15 protein-coding genes are annotated in these 16956 nt (G+C 68.0%); 2 read left to right on the forward strand and 13 right to left on the reverse strand.

The genetic code is table 11. The features are described 5' to 3' along the window. Positions 1-413: 413 nt before the first annotated feature. The 3 genes from tyrS to AB0280_RS12545 are packed head-to-tail and all read right to left on the reverse strand — an operon-like array spanning position 414 to position 4731. Positions 414-1727 carry a tyrosine--tRNA ligase gene (gene tyrS / locus AB0280_RS12535; protein WP_366367401.1) on the reverse strand — a complete coding sequence of 438 codons (1314 nt, stop codon included), beginning with the start codon at positions 1725-1727 and terminating at the stop codon, positions 414-416. Between the two features lie 34 nt (positions 1728-1761). Next, the gene (locus tag AB0280_RS12540; RefSeq protein ID WP_307492865.1) at positions 1762-3990 is read right to left on the reverse strand and encodes a HelD family protein; all 2229 of its coding nucleotides are present in this window, start codon (positions 3988-3990) and stop codon (positions 1762-1764) included. A gap of 51 nt (positions 3991-4041) precedes the next feature. Further along, entirely contained in the window at positions 4042-4731 is a 690-nt protein-coding gene (locus AB0280_RS12545; RefSeq protein ID WP_307492866.1) for a DNA-3-methyladenine glycosylase, read from the reverse strand. Positions 4732-4859: 128 nt separating this feature from the next. Between AB0280_RS12545 and AB0280_RS12550 the strand changes: the two genes are divergently transcribed. Continuing rightward, complete coding sequence (locus AB0280_RS12550) at positions 4860-6338, forward strand: AlkA N-terminal domain-containing protein (RefSeq protein ID WP_307492867.1); 1479 nt, start codon at positions 4860-4862, stop codon at positions 6336-6338. Next, entirely contained in the window at positions 6335-6829 is a 495-nt protein-coding gene (locus tag AB0280_RS12555; protein ID WP_307492870.1) for a methylated-DNA--[protein]-cysteine S-methyltransferase, read from the forward strand. Before AB0280_RS12550 ends, AB0280_RS12555 begins: the two co-directional genes overlap by 4 nt. An 18-nt stretch (positions 6830-6847) precedes the next feature. Here AB0280_RS12555 and AB0280_RS12560 read toward each other — a convergent pair whose 3' ends face one another. From AB0280_RS12560 to argC, 10 genes are all read right to left on the reverse strand, one after another. After that, positions 6848-7585, reverse strand: a complete 738-nt coding sequence (locus AB0280_RS12560) for a maleylpyruvate isomerase family mycothiol-dependent enzyme (protein WP_307492872.1) — start codon at positions 7583-7585, stop codon at positions 6848-6850. A gap of 21 nt (positions 7586-7606) precedes the next feature. Then, complete coding sequence (locus tag AB0280_RS12565; RefSeq protein WP_307492874.1) at positions 7607-8155, reverse strand: pyridoxine/pyridoxamine 5'-phosphate oxidase; 549 nt, start codon at positions 8153-8155, stop codon at positions 7607-7609. Positions 8156-8225: 70 nt separating this feature from the next. Continuing rightward, positions 8226-9653 (reverse strand): argininosuccinate lyase, encoded by a 1428-nt coding sequence (argH, locus tag AB0280_RS12570; protein WP_307492876.1) that lies wholly within the window; start codon positions 9651-9653, stop codon positions 8226-8228. Positions 9654-9658: 5 nt separating this feature from the next. After that, on the reverse strand, positions 9659-10864 hold the full coding sequence (locus tag AB0280_RS12575) for an argininosuccinate synthase (protein WP_018763590.1): 1206 nt from the start codon (positions 10862-10864) through the stop codon (positions 9659-9661). A 45-nt stretch (positions 10865-10909) separates the two neighbouring features. Beyond that, on the reverse strand, positions 10910-11440 hold the full coding sequence (locus AB0280_RS12580; protein WP_159632296.1) for an arginine repressor: 531 nt from the start codon (positions 11438-11440) through the stop codon (positions 10910-10912). Beyond that, positions 11440-12441 carry an ornithine carbamoyltransferase gene (gene argF, locus AB0280_RS12585; RefSeq protein WP_366367405.1) on the reverse strand — a complete coding sequence of 334 codons (1002 nt, stop codon included), beginning with the start codon at positions 12439-12441 and terminating at the stop codon, positions 11440-11442. Before argF ends, AB0280_RS12580 begins: the two co-directional genes overlap by 1 nt. Next, a complete protein-coding gene (locus tag AB0280_RS12590) occupies positions 12438-13691 on the reverse strand; it encodes an acetylornithine transaminase (protein WP_224025632.1) in 1254 nt (417 codons plus the stop codon). Before AB0280_RS12590 ends, argF begins: the two co-directional genes overlap by 4 nt. Then, a complete protein-coding gene (gene argB / locus AB0280_RS12595; RefSeq protein WP_224025631.1) occupies positions 13688-14647 on the reverse strand; it encodes an acetylglutamate kinase in 960 nt (319 codons plus the stop codon). The genes AB0280_RS12590 and argB overlap by 4 nt, the downstream gene beginning before the upstream one ends. A gap of 54 nt (positions 14648-14701) precedes the next feature. Continuing rightward, on the reverse strand, positions 14702-15868 hold the full coding sequence (gene argJ, locus AB0280_RS12600) for a bifunctional glutamate N-acetyltransferase/amino-acid acetyltransferase ArgJ (protein ID WP_224025630.1): 1167 nt from the start codon (positions 15866-15868) through the stop codon (positions 14702-14704). Further along, the gene (argC, locus tag AB0280_RS12605; RefSeq protein ID WP_366367408.1) at positions 15865-16896 is read right to left on the reverse strand and encodes an N-acetyl-gamma-glutamyl-phosphate reductase; all 1032 of its coding nucleotides are present in this window, start codon (positions 16894-16896) and stop codon (positions 15865-15867) included. The genes argJ and argC overlap by 4 nt, the downstream gene beginning before the upstream one ends. Positions 16897-16956 lie beyond the last annotated feature (60 nt).

Consider the following 16956-nt stretch of genomic DNA (forward strand, 5'->3'; position numbering starts at 1 on the left):
ACAGGGGCGGCACGATTCGGCAAATTCAACCAATTACATACATAATCGGTATCAACAAACTTGGCACACTATTGAGTTCTCAAACAACAGACACATTCGAATATTCCCGGAACAATTCAAAAGAGAATTTCTTTTCCGTATTTCTTCGCTGCGATGTTTTTATCTTATTTCATTCATATTCGCTTTTGCAAATCCGGTTGTTTTCCCGGAATTCACTCTGCGGAATGAATCCGCCCAGCAGAATGAGAAGCATTCTTCGTTCCATGCACCGCATGGCCGAGAATTGCTTCTCAATATCAGTTGGGGGTTTGTCACCACTCAGTGGCGGCGACTCAGAAAACAATACACGCCCCTCCGCGGCCGCGCAAATCGGCCGCCGAGGGGCGTGCAGGTGGTAGGTTGCGCTCCCGCGGTTACGGGACCAGTACTTCCACTGTCGCCAGGTTCTTCTTGCCCCGGCGCAGGAGCAGGTACTGGCCATGCAGGAGCTCCGACTCGGAGATCACGGCTTCAGGATCCGAGACTTTCTCGTTGTTCACGTAGGCTCCGCCTTCACCCACGGTCCGGCGCGCGGCGGACTTGCTTTCGGAAAGACCGGAAGCCACCAGCAGGTCCACGATCCCCATCTCATCCACCTGCACTGTGGTGGAAGGAAGTTCGGACGTTGCAGCCTGCAGGGTTGCCTTGTCCAATGCGGCCAAATCGCCGTTGCCGAAGAGCGCCGCCGAAGCTGCGATGACCTTTTCGGTGGCGTCAACGCCGTGCACCAACGAGGTCACTTCGAAGGCAAGCTTCCGCTGACCCTCACGGGCAAACGGACGCTCCGCCACCGAAACGGCAATCTCTTCAATCTCCGCGCGGGTCAGGAAGGTGAACACCTTGAGCCGGTCCACCACGTCCGCGTCCGCAGTGTTGAGCCAGAACTGGTAGAACGCATACGGGCTGCACATGCCGGCGTCGAGCCAGATGGCGTTGCCCTCGCTCTTGCCGAACTTGGTTCCGTCAGAGTTGGTGATGAGCGGGGTCCCCAGGGCGTGGACGCTCTTGCCCTCCACCTTCCGGATCAATTCCGTACCGCTGGTGAGGTTGCCCCACTGGTCCGAGCCGCCGGTCTGCAGGACGCAGCCGTAGTCGCGGTAAAGCTGCAGGTAGTCCATGCCCTGCAGGATCTGGTAGCTGAACTCGGTGTAGCTGATGCCTTCATCGGAGTTCAGCCGGGATGCCACGGCGTCCTTGCGCAGCATGGTGCCCACGCGGAAGTGCTTGCCCACTTCACGCAGGAAGTCGATGGCGCTCAGCGGCGCCGTCCAGTCCAGGTTGTTAACCATCCTGGCAGCGTTGTCCCCCTCGAAGCTGAGGAAGCGCTGCACCTGGCCCTGGAGGTAGCCAACCCACTCCGCCACCGTGTCCTTGGTGTTCAAGGTGCGTTCCGCCGTCGGACGCGGGTCCCCGATCATGCCGGTGGACCCGCCCACCAGGCCGAGGGGCTTGTGCCCTGCCAGCTGAAGCCGCCGCATGACCAGGAGCTGGACCAGGTTGCCCAGGTGCAGGCTCGGCGCGGTGGGGTCGAAGCCGCAATAGTACGTGACCGGCCCGTTGGCGAGGAGCTTTTCGAGCTCCGCTTCATCGGTGGAAACATGGACCAGCCCACGCCACTTCAGTTCCTGCCAAATATTGGCGAAAGTGGGGTCGTTGCGCTGCGGTTCAAGGATGTTCAGTTCTGGCACGCTTCCTAAGTTAGCAGTAACGCCGACGGCCCCGTCAGCCGGCAATACCGGCGGGCACGGGTTGCGCCGCGATCAGCCGCAGCCTCTGCGTGGCGCGGGTCATGGCGACGTACAGGTCCCCCACTTTGCCGTGTTCGTGGTTGAGCATCACGGAGGGTTCCAGGACCACGACGCCGTCGAACTCCAGGCCCTTTGCCTCACGCGGGCTGATGACGACGATGTCCTGCTCGTAGCTGCCGGCCCCGGTGCCGATCCTGCGGCCGTATACGGCACGGAGGGCCGCCGTTGCCTGGGGCAGGAGGTCACCGTCGGCAATCACGGCGAGCAGGCCGCCGTCGAGCGCCGCAAGCTCCTCCGGAAGGACCTCCACCAGCCGGTCCACGATGCCGCCGGCGGGCACCTCGTCGATGATGGGGGCCCAGCGGCCCTCGCGGACGGCCTTGGGTGCGGAGACCACCAGGCCCGCGGCGTTGGCCATCCTGACGGCGGCCTCGGCGATCTGGGACGGGGTGCGATAGTTGACGGTCAGCTCCTCCAGCTGCCAGCGGTCGCCGAACATCGGGGCCAACGCCCCCTGCCAGGAATTGGCCCCGGCAACGGAGCTGGTCTGGGCAATGTCGCCCACGATGGTGAAGGACTTCAACGGGCAGCGGCGCACCAGCAGGCGCCATTGCATGGGCGAAAGCTCCTGGGCTTCATCCACGACGATGTGCCCGAACGCCCACGTGCGGTCGCTCGTTGCGCGTTCGGCTGCCGTCTGCCGGGCTTCCTGCTCCCGGTTCTGCTCCGCCAGCTCCTCTGCGGACATTAACGGATCGACGCCGGCGGCTTCCATGTTGACCAGGGTCTGCTTTGCGTTGGCGAGGTCCCGGGCACGGTCGTGCTCCTGCTGGGCCAGCCCGCGGCCGGCGGCGGGATCCAGCTCCCCAAGCAGCTCGGCGGCCTCATCCAGCAGCGGGACGTCGGACTCGGTCCACGGCGCATCGGCCGGACGCTGCAGCAGCGCCCGCTCGGCAGGGGTCAGGTGGGGGGTGCAGAATTCCAGCACCTCCGGCTTGCTGAAGAGGTCGGAGATCAGCTTCTCCGGCGTCATGGGCATCCAGCACAGGTTCAGGGCGATCCGCACGTCGCGGGCGGTCCGGACGTCCTCGGCCAGGTAGGAGCGGTCTGCGTTGTTGCCGATATTTCCGGCCTCGACGAGCTCGGTCATCTGCTCGGTCAGTTCGCGCAGCAGGATCTTCACGAACGTTACGCGGGCCTCGTTGTACGGCTTTCCGGTGGCGCGGGCGCGTTCCCGCGCGCGGCGCACCTGCCGGGGCGTAAGGGTCAGCTTGCGGCCGTCCACTTCGAGGATCCGGTTCTGGGCGGGGACGCGCATGCGGTTGGAGACGGCGTTGGCGACGATGGCGGCCATGTCCAGCCGCCCCTTGATGGCGGCGACGTCAGGGTCTGTTTCCGGAACGGCGTGGATGCCGGGCATCAGGCGGCCAAGGCTGGCCATGACCACGCCGGTCTCACCCAGGGAGGGCAGCACCCGTTCGATGTATTTCATGAACGACGACGACGGCCCCACCAGCAGCACGCCGGCACTCTTGAGGCGGTCACGGTGGGTATAGAGCAGGTATGCGGCGCGGTGCAGGGCCACAGCGGTCTTGCCGGTACCGGGTCCGCCCTGGACCACGACGGCGCCGGAGATGGAGGAGCGGATGATCCGGTCCTGCTCCGACTGGATGGTGCTGACGATGTCCGACATGCGGCCGGTCCGCTTGGAGTTCAGGGCAGCCAGCAGGGCACCTTCGCCCTGGAGCGATTCGTCGTCCGTGAGCATCCCGGCGTCCAGGACATCGTCCTCGATGGCCTTGACCTCGCGTCCCTGCAGGATCAGGTGGCGGCGGCGGCGGACGCCCTGCCGGTCAAAGGCCGTGGCCTGGTAGAAGTGCCCGGCCTCGGGGGCACGCCAGTCCACCATGAGACGCTGCAGGTCCTCGGTGGTGAGGCCAATGCGGCCGATGTACTGCGCTTCGCCGGAGTCCAGGTCCAGGCGGCCAAAAACCAGCCGGTCATCCACGGCGTCCAGCTGCGCCAGGCGGTCCTCATACAGTGCGGCGAACGCGTCCCGCTCCGAAACGTTCTGCATGGTGCCCACGGCTCCGGCACGACGGACCTGCGCCAACTGGCGGCGCTTTTCCTCCCGGAGTTCCTCCAGCCGGGCGTACAGGCCGGCTACGTACTCCCGTTCGTGGGCCAATTCGGCGTCAAGCATTAACGTTCCCCTATCGCAAAAGACAGACCGTCCATTCTACAACCATTTCCGTTAACGCTGGTGAAACGTTGCATCCGGCCGGGGTTCCGCTGCCTGCTTCCGGGTCCGCGGCTTCGCTGCCTTGTATCTGGACACGGTGGGGTCGCCGGTCAGCCAGTACCGCCAGGCGTATTCGTCCGTGCCTCCGGCGCCGGCCACCCCCACCCGGGGACCGGAACTGACCGCGCCGGCGGGAACGGACGGAAGTTCCAGCCGGAACGGCGGAGCGAGCGCGTCGCGGCCGCTGTCCGCCGTCGTCAATCCCAGCGCTTTGGCAAGGCGGGCCGGCCCGCTGGCAAGGTCCGCAGGAGTTTTGGACGTTGGACGGCGCAGCCGGGCCAGCTCCAGCCCGTCCACCACTTCTCCTGCCCGGAGCAGCAGGGCGGACGCGACGCCGGCCGGCCCGCACACGATGTTGGTGCAGTGGTGCATTCCATAGGTGAAGTAGACGTAGAGGTGGCCGGCGCGGCCGAACATGGGGGCGTTGCGGGGCGTGGGGCCGCGGTAGGTGTGGGAGCCGGGGTCCGGGTGCAGGGAGTCCTCGGGGCCCATATAGGCCTCCACTTCGGTGAGCCGGACGGACACGGCGCCGTCGCGGGACTCATGGGTGAGCACGGCACCGAGCAGCTTTGGTGCGAGTTCCCGGGCGTCCGCGGACAGGAAATCCCGTAGTTGTTCCGTCGCCCCAGCGCTTTGGTTCATTAGCTGACCTTACCCAGATCCCGCAGGTTTCATCCGCCACCGGGAAGGGGGCCGGGGTGGTTCTGCGCGCCCACGGCCATGTCCGATTTCCGCTAGAAGCCGTGGCCGGCGGCTGGCAGGATGGAGGAATGGACTTCTGGCAGCGCTACCGGGCAATCGATGCCCGCGATACCCGGTTCGACGGTCAGTTCTTTACGGCCGTCCGCACCACGGGGATCTACTGCCGGCCGTCGTGCCCTGCCAGGACCCCCAAGGCCTCCAACGTCACGTTCTACGAGACGTCCGCCGCCGCACACGAGGCAGGCTACCGCGCCTGCAAGCGCTGCCTGCCGGAGGCGGTGCCCGGAACCCCGGCATGGAACGTGCGGCAGGACATCGCGGGGCGGGCGATGCGCCTGATCAACGATGGCGTGATCAACCGCGACGGCGTGGCGGGCCTGGCCGCCCGGCTGGGGTATTCGCCGCGCCAGTTGAACCGGATCCTCGGCCAGGAACTTGGCGCCGGCCCCCTGTCATTGGCCCGCGCCGCAAGGGCCCAGACGGCCCGCACCCTGCTGGTTTCAACATCGATGAAACTCGCCGACGTCGCCTTTGCGGCAGGCTTCAGCAGCGTCAGGCAGTTCAATGAGACCATCGCCGAGGTGTTCGATATGACGCCCACGGCGCTCAGGAGGACCGTCCGCCATCCGGTGAACGGCGGCGGCGCCACAGCCCTGACCCTGGGCCTGCCCTACCGGCCGCCTTTCGATCCGGGCATCTTCTCCTTCCTGGCGGTCCGCGCCATCCCCGGCGTCGAGGACGGCACGCCCACTTCCTATGCCCGGACGCTGCGGCTCCCCCACGGGGACGCGCGCTTCAGGGTGGAGTACGACGACGGGGCCCGGGAACGGCCGTTGACCCTCACCATCGGCGCGGTGGACCTTCGCGACCTTCCGGCGCTGCTCAGCCGCGTCCGCCGGCTGTTCGACCTGGACGCGGACCCGGAGGCGATCGACGGCACGCTCGCCGCCGATCCCAGGCTTGCCGGCTCCGTTGCCTCCGCACCGGGGATGCGCCTGCCCGGCGCGGTGGATCCGCCGGAACTGCTGATCCGGGCCATGGTGGGCCAGCAGATCACGGTGGCGGCCGCCAGGACAGCCTTGACCCAGTTGTCCGCGGCGGGCAGTCCCGCCAGCGCCCCCGGCGAGGGCCTGGACCGCCTGTTTCCCACTCCGGCGGAAATCGCAACTGCAGGACATCTGCTTCGCGGCCCCCGGCGCCGGACCGAGTCGCTGCTGCATGCTGCGGAGGCCATGGCCCGCGGCCGCCTGGACTTCGGCTATGGCGACGACCTCCCAAGCCTCACGGCGGCACTTTTGCCGCTCCCCGGCGTCGGGCCCTGGACGGTGGGGTACGCCGCCATGCGGGTCCTGGGTGCCCCGGATATTTTCCTTGCCAACGACGCCGCCGTGCGGAACGGGATCCGCGCCCTCGATAATGGGACCAGCGCCTTGAGCCCGGACTTCCGGGAGACCAGCCCGTGGCGCTCCTACGCCACCATGCACCTCTGGCGCGCTGCCGCCCGGCCCGCCGCAAGAACCACCATTCCCGCGAAAGGGACGCCATGAAAGCCCAACTGCTGCAGCTGTCCACGCCGGACGGTCCATTTACTGTCCTCGCCCAGGATGGCGTGGTCCTTGCGTCCGGCTGGACGGCCTTCCTGGCGGACCTGACCGGCCAGGTCCATCCAATGCTGCGGCCCGACGCCGTGGACGAGGTAACGGACCTTGGCGGGATCTCATCCGCCGTGGAGGCCTTCTATGCCGGTGACCCCGCCCCGGCCATGGCGGTGCCGGTCCGCCAGCAGTCCGGACCGTTCCGTGCCCACGCCTGGGACGTGCTGCGGCAGGTCAGGCCGGGCTCACCCGTCACCTACTCGGAGTACGCCGCCCTGGCCGGCAACCCGCGCGCCGTGCGGGCCGCCGCCAGTGCCTGCGCGTTCAACGCTGCTGCCCTGTTCGTGCCGTGCCACCGCGTCATACGGACCGACGGCTCGCTGGGCGGTTTCCGCTGGGGCCTGCGCATCAAAGAGAGCCTGCTGGCCCGCGAGGCCGCCTGACCAGTCCCCCGGCGTTGGCTACTTGGGGTCCGGCATCGCCGACGGCCAGGGCAACAGGCCGGGAAGATCGGTGCCGTCCCCGGCGGCCGTGGCCCGCAGGCTGTCCAGCGACGGCCGCCGGCCTGCGAGCCACGCGGCGATGTCCGTCACCATCCCGCTGACGACGACGGTGCTGCCGCCGGTTCCGAGGGCCAGCGGCGGGAGTGCCACGGGCTGCAGGACCAGCCGGGTTTCCGCCGGCACGCGGGCGGCGAGGAAGTCGAAGAGGTGGGAGCAGAATGCCCTGTTCCAGGTCTCGGGTCCCGCGCCGGTGTCCAGGTCCGCGGTATGGATGACCAGCTCGCGCCAGAGCGCCAAACCGGCGCCGAAAATCACGCCGTCGCGGAAGGCGATGCGCGTTTGCCATTCGTCCTCCCCCAGCGCATCGAAGGCCGCCAGTGCCCGCTGCACCGCGGCCGCAACGTCCTTCCGGTGCTCCTCCAGGCTGTGGCCGGCGGCAAGCTCGATGGCCCGGTTGCGGCCGTCCACGCCGCCGTCGTAGAGCTCTACCGTCCTGCCGGACCGCCCGTATTCCACCTGGCGGGCCAGCGCGCTGCAGATTCCGGCGATGTGGGCCAGGAGGTGGCCGCGGCTCCAGCTGGGAAGGGTGGACGGGGCCCTTTCGCCGCCGGCCGGAATCCGGTCCACCGCAGCGGTCAGTGCGTCCGCGGCTTTGTGCAGTTCAGCGAGGAGGGCGGCAGGGGAAGGTGAGGTCATGCGGCCAGCCTAGCCGAGCAGTCAGTCCAGCGGGCTTCCGTCCGGCCCGACACGGTGGCGGACGTACCGGCGATCGTTGCTGGCCTGCCAGAACTCGATTTCGGCCGGCTGGAGGGCGTAGAGCTGCCAGTCCGGGTTGTCGCTGCCGTCGGCCCGGGGCCGCTCGTGCCAGTCGACGGCGGAGGCTTCGGCGGAAAGCTCAACCACAGTGCCCGCCACCCGCACCTGGCGGCCCAGGGCCGGCCAGTAGAAGTTCATCGCCGCGCGCGGTGACCCCGACAGCTCGCGGCCCTTGCGGGAGGTGCGGGACGTGGCGAAGTGCCAGCCGTCGTCGTCAATGTTCTTCAGGATGAGCATCCGCGAGGACGGCTGCGGGGCGCCGTCGGTGCTTTCCCCCACCGTGGCGAGGCTGAACGCGTGCGGCTGCTGCTCCCCCGCATCCAGTGCCTCGTCCAGCCACTGCTTGAAGAGCAAGGCCGGGTCCTGCGGTGCGTTGGCGGGGTCGAAGCCGGGCAGGTCGGACGGGAAGTCGGGCAGGGTGCGAAGGAACTTGCGGAAGGTTTCGCTCATGGCCCCAGCCTAGCCACAGACGCCAAGGGCCCCGGGGAACATGCCCCGGGGCCCTTGGCAACAATGTTTCCTACCCGGCGTACTCCCGCACGCCGGCAAGCTCGCCTTCCAGCGCAGCCAGCTGGCGTTCGACGGCGGCCGGCGCCGTTCCGCCCTGGGAGTTCCGGCTGTTAAGCGAACCCTCCGTGGACAGCACGGTCCGGACCTCCGGGGTCAGGTGCTCCGAGATCGCGGCGTACTCTTCGTCCGTCAGGTCCCACAGCTCAACGCCGCGGGACTCCGCCTGCTTCACGGCGGCACCGGACAGCTCGTGGGCCTCGCGGAACGGCACGCCCTGGCGGACCAGCCATTCGGCGATGTCCGTGGCCAGCGCGAAGCCCTGCGGAGCCAGCGATTCCATCCGCTCCGTGTTGAAGGTCAGGGTGGCGATCATGCCGGACACGGCCGGGAGCAGCAGCTCCAGCGTGTCGGCGGCGTCGAACACCGGCTCCTTGTCCTCCTGCAGGTCGCGGTTGTACGCCAGCGGCAGGCCCTTGAGCGTGGCCAGCAGCCCGGTCAGGTTGCCGATCAAACGCCCTGCCTTGCCGCGGGCCAGCTCGGCCACATCCGGGTTCTTCTTCTGCGGCATGATGGAGGACCCCGTGGAGTACGAATCATCCAGCGTGACGAAGGAGAACTCCTTGGTGGCCCAGAAGATGACTTCCTCGGAGATCCGGGACAGATCCACGCCGATCATCGAGCAGACCCACGCGAACTCGGCGAAGACGTCGCGGGAGGCGGTGCCGTCGATCGAGTTGTGCACGGCGGAGAAGAACCCAAGGTCGGCCGCCACCGCTTCCGGGTCCAGCCCCAGCGAGGAGCCGGCCAGGGCGCCCGAACCGTAGGGCGAAACACCCGCCCGCTTGTCCCAGTCCTGGAGCCGCTGCACGTCGCGCAGCAGGGCCCAAGCGTGGGCCAGGAGGTGGTGGCTGAGCAGGACCGGCTGGGCGTGCTGCAGGTGGGTGCGGCCCGGCATCGCAACGCCATGGTGCGCCTTGGCCTGCTCCACCAGCGCGTCCACGGTGGCCAGGACACCGCGGGCAATGATCCGGGCGTGGTCCCGCAGGAACATCCGGCCCAGGGTTGCCACCTGGTCGTTGCGGGACCGGCCGGCGCGGAGCTTGCCGCCCAGCTGGGCACCGGCGCGCTCGATCAGGCCGCGTTCCAGCGAACCGTGCACGTCCTCATCGGACTCCGCCGGCAGGTAGGCGCCGGACGCCACGTCCTCGTCCAGCTGCGTCAGGGCCGCGAGCATGCCTTCGAGCTCCGCGTCGTCGAGCAGGCCGGCTTTGTGCAGCACGCGGGCGTGCGCCTTGGAGCCGGCGATGTCGTAGCGGGCCAGCCGCCAGTCGAAGTGCGTGGACTTGCTCAGCGCCGCGAGGGCGTCCGCGGGGCCGCCGGCGAACCGGCCGCCCCACAGGGCACCTGCGTTGGTTGCCTCCGTTTTTTGCTCAGCCACGCGGGCTACTTCCCTGCGACGCGGATGTCGCGGCCGGAAGCGACCTTGGCGGACATACCCCACAGCTCGATGAAGCCCTTGGCCTGGGACTGGTCGAAGGTGTCACCGGTGTCGTAGGTGGCCAGCGAGAAGTCGTACAGCGAGGTGTCGGAGCGGCGGCCGTTGACGATGGCCTGGCCGCCGTGCAGGGTCATGCGGATGTCGCCGGAGACGTACTTCTGGGTGTCCTCGATGAAGGCATCCAGGGAGCGCTTCAGCGGGGAGAACCACTGGCCGTCGTAAACCAGCTCGGCCCAGCGCTGGCCAACGGTGGCCTTGAAGCGGGCCTGCTCGCGCTCGATGGTGATGTCCTCGAGGTGCTTGTGGGCGGTGATCAGCGCCATGGCGCCGGGGGCTTCGTAGATTTCGCGGGACTTGATACCCACCAGGCGGTCCTCGACGACGTCGATGCGGCCGACGCCCTGTGCACCGGCGCGGCGGTTCAGTTCCTTGATGGCCTGCAGCGGGGTGACCTTGACGCCATCAATCGCGACGGGCACGCCGGCTTCGAAGGAGATGGTGACCTCATCCGGTGCCGGCGGGAACTCCGGGGTGGCGGTGTAGTCGTAGATGTCCTTGGTGGGGGCGTTCCAGATGTCCTCGAGGTAGCCGGTTTCGACGGCGCGTCCCCAGACGTTCTGGTCGATGGAGTACGGGTTCTTCTTGGTGGTCTCAATCGGCAGTCCCTTTTCCTCGGCGAAGGCGATGGCCTTGTCGCGGGTCAGGGCGAGGTCGCGCACCGGTGCGATGCACTTCAGGTCCGGGCCCAGGGTCTGGATGCCGACTTCGAAGCGGACCTGGTCGTTGCCCTTGCCGGTGCAGCCGTGGGCAACGGTGGTGGCGCCGAATTCGCGGGCTGCCTTGACCAGGTGCTTGACGATGACCGGGCGGGAGATGGCGGACACCAGCGGGTAGTGGCCTTGGTACAGGGCGTTGGCCTTCAGCGTGGGGACGCAGTATTCGTTGGCGAACTCGTCCGATGCGTCGGCGACGTAGGCTTCGACGGCGCCGCAGCCCAGGGCACGCTGGCGGATGGTTTCGAGCGATTCGCCGCCCTGTCCGACGTCGACCGCCACGGCGATGACCTCGGCACCGGTGGCTTCACCGATCCAGCCGATGGCGACGGACGTGTCCAGGCCGCCGGAGTAGGCCAGCACAATGCGTTCAGTCACTTTAAATGCTCCTTGTTGGGGTTGGTTGATTTGTTGTCTTCAAGCTTATTGCCCGGCTTCCTCAGCCAGTTGCAGGAAGCGGGCGGCGAGGTCCGGGCCACCCAGCGGGTCACGGGAGACCAGCAGGACGGTATCGTCACCGGCAATGGTGCCCAGGATGGACGGCATCACCGAGTGGTCGATGGCCAGGGCCAGGAAGTTCGCAGCTCCGGGCGGCGTCCGGAGGACCGCGATGTTGGCGGATGCTTCGGCGGTGACCAGCAGTTCGCTGCACAGCCGGGCGAGCCGGGCATCCAGGATCTCCTGGGTGACGCCGCTCTTGGCGCCCCGTTCGCCGCCCTCGCCGGGGACGGCGTACACCAGGACGCCTTCCTTCCCGCGGACCCGGACGGCACCCAGTTCCACGAGGTCGCGGGACAGCGTGGCCTGGGTGACCTGGACGCCATCGTCCGCCAGCAGCGCCGCAAGCTCCGCCTGGGAACGCACGGACTGCCCGGTGAGGATGGCGGTGATGCGCGCCTGCCGGGCAGTCTTGGTGGCGGGGCTGGTGCCCGGGGAGGACGGCTGGGCGGACACTAGAACGTGCTCTCTCCGGTGCCTTCGACGGGGGAAAGTCCGTCCACGAAGGCAAGGCCCGAGCGGTGCATCAGCCAGGCCATCAGCGCCTTCTGGGCGTGCAGCCGGTTTTCGGCTTCGTCCCAGACGATGGACTGCGGGCCGTCGATGACGTCGGCGGAGATTTCATAGCCGCGGTAGGCGGGCAGGCAGTGAAGCACGACGGCGTCATCCGCGGCGAGTGCCATGGCGTCCGAGTCCACGGAGTAGTCCCGGAACAGCTGCATCCGGGCTTCCTTTTCGGCCTCCTGGCCCATGGACACCCAGGTGTCGGTGGCTACGACGTCTGCGCCCTGCAGCGCTTCCTTGGCGTCGGTGGTGATGAGCACGGAGCCGCCGGTTTCGGCCGCACGCTCCCGGGCTGCCGCGACGATGTCCTCCGCGGGCAGGTAGCCCGCCGGCCCGGCGATGCGGACGTGCATGCCGGCGGTGACTCCGGCCAGGAGGTAGGAGTTGGCCATGTTGTTGGCAGCGTCGCCCAGGTAGCTCATGGTGAGGCCCTTGAGTTCGCCCTTGTGTTCCTTGACTGCCAACAGGTCGGCCAGGAGCTGGCACGGGTGGTAGTCGTCGCACAGAGCGTTGATGACCGGGACCCTGGAGTTCTCCGCCATGGCCACCAGGCCTGCGTGCGCGCCGGTGCGCCACACGATGGTGGACACCATCCGTTCGAGGACCTTGGCGGTGTCCTCCACGGATTCCTTGTGCCCGATCTGGGCTTCGCCCGGGTTGATGACCAGCGCGTTGCCGCCCATGTCGGCAACGCCGGTGGCGAAGGACACGCGGGTCCGGGTGGAGGTCTTGTCGAAGATCACGGCCACGGTCTTGCGGCCGCTGCCTTCCGCGGCGTAGGGCTGCACGCTGTAGGGGGCCGCCTTCATGCGGGCGGCAAGTTCCAGCACCTCTGCCTGCTCGGCGGGGCTGAGGTCGGTGTCCTTGAGGAAGTGCCGGGTTGCGGTGGTCACTGGGCGTCCTTAGCTGCTTGGAGGATTGCCGGGAAAGCGGAGAGGAAGGCATCGGCCTGCGCCGTGGTGAGGATCAGCGGCGGTGCCAGGCGGATGGTGCGCGGACCCGGGCTGTTGACGATGAAGCCGGCGTCGAGGGCCGCCTGCACCACGGCCGGCGCGACGTCGGCGTCCAGGTCGAAGCCGATCAGCAGTCCTTCGCCGCGGACTTCGGTGACGCCGGGAATGGCGCCCAGCGCGGAGCGCAGGTGCTCCCCAACCGCCGCCGCGTTGGCCAGCACGTTCTGGCTTTCGAGGGCGTGGAGGGTGGCCAGGGCCGCCGCGGTAGCCACGGGATTTCCGCCAAACGTCGTGCCGTGCTGGCCTGCTGAGAGCAACGACGACGTCTGCTCACCAAAGGTGAGCAGAGCACCGATGGGGAAGCCTCCGCCCAGCCCCTTGGCCAGGGTGATGGCGTCGGGGACGATGCCCGCATCCTCGCTGGCGAGCCATTTGCCGGTCCGGCCGATGCCGGTCTGGACCTCGTCCAGGATGAGCAGGGCGCCCACTTTGCTGGTGGCCTCCCGCGCTGCCTTCAGGTAGCCCGGCGGCAGCGGACGGACGCCTGCCTCGCCCTGGATCGGTTCCAGGAACACGGCGGCGACGGTGTCGTCAACGGCTGCCTCCAGCGCGGCGATGTCACCGAACGGGATGTGCACCACGCCGCCGGGCAGCGGCTCGAAGGGTGCACGGTAGGCTTCCTTGGCGGTGAGTGCCAGGGCCCCCATGGTCCGGCCATGGAAGGCGCCCTCCAGGGCAATAATCTTCGTGCGTTTCGTGTCCCCGGAACCGGTGTTGCGCCGGGCCAGCTTGAACGCTGCCTCGTTGGCCTCGGTGCCGGAGTTGCTGAAGAACACCTTGGAGCCGGCTGGCGCGTGGGCCAATTGCAGGAGTTTCTCGGCCAGCGCCACCTGGGTGGGGCTGGTGAAGAAGTTGGAGACGTGCCCCAGGGTGGCCAGCTGGCTGGAAATCACCGACGTCACGAACGGGTGGGCGTGGCCCAGGGCGTTCACGGCGATGCCGCCGAGCAGGTCCAGGTATTCCTTGCCGTCGGCGTCCCAGACCAGGCAGCCGGCGCCGCGGACCAGGACCCGCTGCGGCGTGCCGAACACGTTCATCAGCGAGCTGGAGTAGCGGGAGAGCCACTCGGAACCGGCGTGGCCCGTGGTTTCCACCAACTCATTCACTGGTGACTTTTCCATGGTGTTCATCCGTTGATCTCCTCGTCCGGGACAACCTGGGTGCCGATGCCCGCCGTCGTAAATGTTTCAAGAAGCATGGAGTGGGGCAGGCGCCCGTCCACGATGTGTGCGCGTTCCACGCCCTCGTCGATGGCCTTGAGGCACGCGGCCATCTTGGGGATCATGCCGGATTCGAGGCGGGGCAGCATGTCCCGCAGCTCCGACGCCGTGAGCGAGGAGATCAGGGAAGACTTGTCCGGCCAGTTGGCGTAGAGGCCCTCGACGTCGGTCAGGATCACCAGCTTGGAGGCACCAAGGGCCGAGGCCACGGCGGCCGCTGCGGTGTCGGCGTTGACATTCAGGACCTGGCCGGTGGGCTGGAACCGCGCGGCCCCCGCCACGCCTTCGCCGCCGTCGACGATTTCCGGGGCCACCGTGGAAATTACGGGGATGCGGCCCGCGGCGAGGATGTCCATGATGCCTGCGGGGTCGACGCCGACCACCTCGCCCACCAGCCCCAGGTCCACGTCTTCGCCGTCCACCACGGTCCCGGTGCGGACGGCGCGGAGGAGCCCGCCGTCTTCGCCGGACATGCCGACGGCGTAGGGACCGTGGGAGTTGATCAGGCCCACCAGTTCGCGGCCCACCTGGCCGGTGAGGACCATGCGGACCACGTCCATCGCCTCGGGGGTGGTGACGCGCAGGCCGCCCTTGAATTCGGATTCGATGCCCAGCCGGCCCAGCATCGAGTTGATCTGCGGACCGCCGCCGTGCACCACTACAGGGTGGATGCCCACGTGGTGGAGGAAGACGATGTCCTCGGCGAAGGCACGCCGGAGTTCGTCGTTGACCATGGCGTTGCCGCCGTATTTGATCACCATGGTGGTGCCGGCGAACCGCTGGATCCAAGGCAGTGCCTCGATCAGGGTTTCTGCCTTGTCCTGGGCGGCGGACATGCTGGTGGTTTCACGCGTCTGGGTGTTCATGTTGTCACTTTCCACAGCGGCTTGTGCCTGGCGGTATTGCCGTGGCCGGGGCTCCTAGCTGGAGTAGGCGCTGTTTTCGTGCACGTAGTCGTGGGTGAGGTCGTTGGTCCAAATGGTGGCTTCGGCGTCGCCTGCCTGCAGGTCGATTTCCACCAGCACTTCGCGGGGTTCCAGGTCCACCAGGGAGCGGTCATCGCCGATGCTGCCGTTCCGGCAGATCTGGATGCCGTTCATGGCCACGTTGAGTTTGTCCGGCTCGAAGGCGGCGTCGGTGGTGCCCACGGCGGAGAGCACACGCCCCCAGTTGGGGTCCTTGCCGAAGATGGCGGCCTTGAAGAGGTTGGAGCGGGCCACGGAGCGGCTGACCGTCTCGGCGTCGGCTTCACTGGCCGCGTTGAAGGTCCGGATGGCGATGTCGTGGCTGGCGCCCTCGGCATCGGCGATCAGTTTGCGTGCCAGCTCGGCGCAGACCTGGGTCAGCCCGGCACCGAACGCCTCGGCGGACGGCACGGCACCGGAAGCTCCCGAGGCAAGCAGGACCACGGTGTCGTTGGTTGACATGCAGCCGTCCGAGTCGGCGCGGTCAAAGGTGACGCGGGTGGCATCGCGGAGGACGACGTCGAGCATTTCCGGCTGCACGTCGGCATCCGTGGTGAGCACCACCAGCATGGTGGCCAGGCCCGGGGCCAGCATGCCTGCCCCCTTGGCGATGCCGCCGATGCTGAACTCCTGGCCGTCGGCGTCGGTGCCGATGAAGAGCGCTGACTTGGGCACGCTGTCCGTGGTCATGATGGCGGTGCCGGCGGCCGGACCGCCGTCGGTGCTGAGCTCCGCCGCGGCAGCCTCCACCCCCGGAAGGATCTTGTCCATGGGCAGCTGCTCGCCGATCAGGCCGGTGGAGCAGACGAAGACGTCAGTGGCCGAGATCCCCAGCACCTTCGCCACTTTTTCCGCTGTGCTGTGGGTGTTCTGGAACCCGGTGGGGCCGGTGCAGGCGTTGGCGCCGCCGGAGTTGAGGATGACGGCGTCCACCCGGCCGTCGGAGACCACCTGGCGGGACCAGTGCACGGGGGCTGCCGCCACCCGGTTGCTGGTGAACACGGCGGCGGCGGCCTTGGAGGGGCCGTCGTTGACGACCAGGGCGAGGTCCGGATTGCCGGAGGCCTTGAGTCCGGCAGTGACGCCGGCGGCACGGAATCCCTGGGGTGCGGTGATGGTCACGGGGCTACTCCCTGCAGGTTGAGGCCGGCGGTTTCCGGCAGGCCGAGTGCGATGTTCATGGACTGCACGGCGCCGCCGGCAGTGCCCTTGGTGAGGTTGTCGATGACGCAGGTGACGATGACCCGGCCGGTGTGGGCGTCGAAGGCCAGCTGCATGGCGGCATGGTTGGAGCTCTGGGCCGATTTGGTGGTGGGCCACTGGCCTTCCGGCAGCAGGTGGACGAACGGCTCATCTTCGTACGCCTCGGCCCAGGCCAGGCGCAGTTCCGCCGCCGTGGTGCCGGCCTTGACCTTGGCCGTGGCGGTGGTCAGGATGCCGCGACTCATCGGGGCAAGGGTGGGCGTAAAGGATACGGTGACCTGCTCCCCCGCCGCGTTGGACAGGCCCTGCTCGATTTCCGGCGTGTGCCGGTGGCCGCCGCCTACGCCGTAGGGGCTCATGGAGCCCATGACCTCCGAGCCGATCAGGTTGACTTTGGCGGCCTTGCCCGCGCCTGAGGTGCCGGACGCGGAAACGATCACGACGTCGTCGGGCTCCAGCAGGTGCGCGGCGAACCCGGGGGTCAGGGCCAGCAGGGCGGACGTGGGGTAGCACCCGGGAACGGCGATGCGTTTGGCGCCCTTGAGGGCTTCACGCTGGCCGGGCAGCTCCGGAAGGCCGTAGGGCCAGGTGCCGGCGTGGGCGGAGCCGTAGAACTTTTCCCAGGCGGCGGGGTCCTCAAGCCGGTGGTCTGCGCCGGCGTCGATGACCACCGTGCCCTCCGGCAGCTGGGCGGCGATCTCCGCGGAGGCGCCGTGCGGCAGGGCAAGGAACACGACGTCGTGGCCGGAGAGGTTCTCCACCGTTGTGTCCTCGAGGATGCGGCTGGCCAGCCCGTGCAGGTGGGGCTGGAGTTCACCGAGGCGGGAACCGGCGTTGCTGTGGGCTGTGATGGCGCCAATGGTCACACCGGGGTGCCCGGCAAGGAGGCGGAGGACCTCTCCCCCGGCGTAGCCGCTGGCTCCCGAAACCGCAACAGAAATAGTCATGCTCCGACTATACAGCAATAGTTATGCATTGGTACTGATAATTATGCATTCGAGCGCGTC

It is taken from the genome of Pseudarthrobacter sp. 902506025 (assembly GCF_040702325.1).
GTDB lineage: Bacteria > Actinomycetota > Actinomycetes > Actinomycetales > Micrococcaceae > Arthrobacter.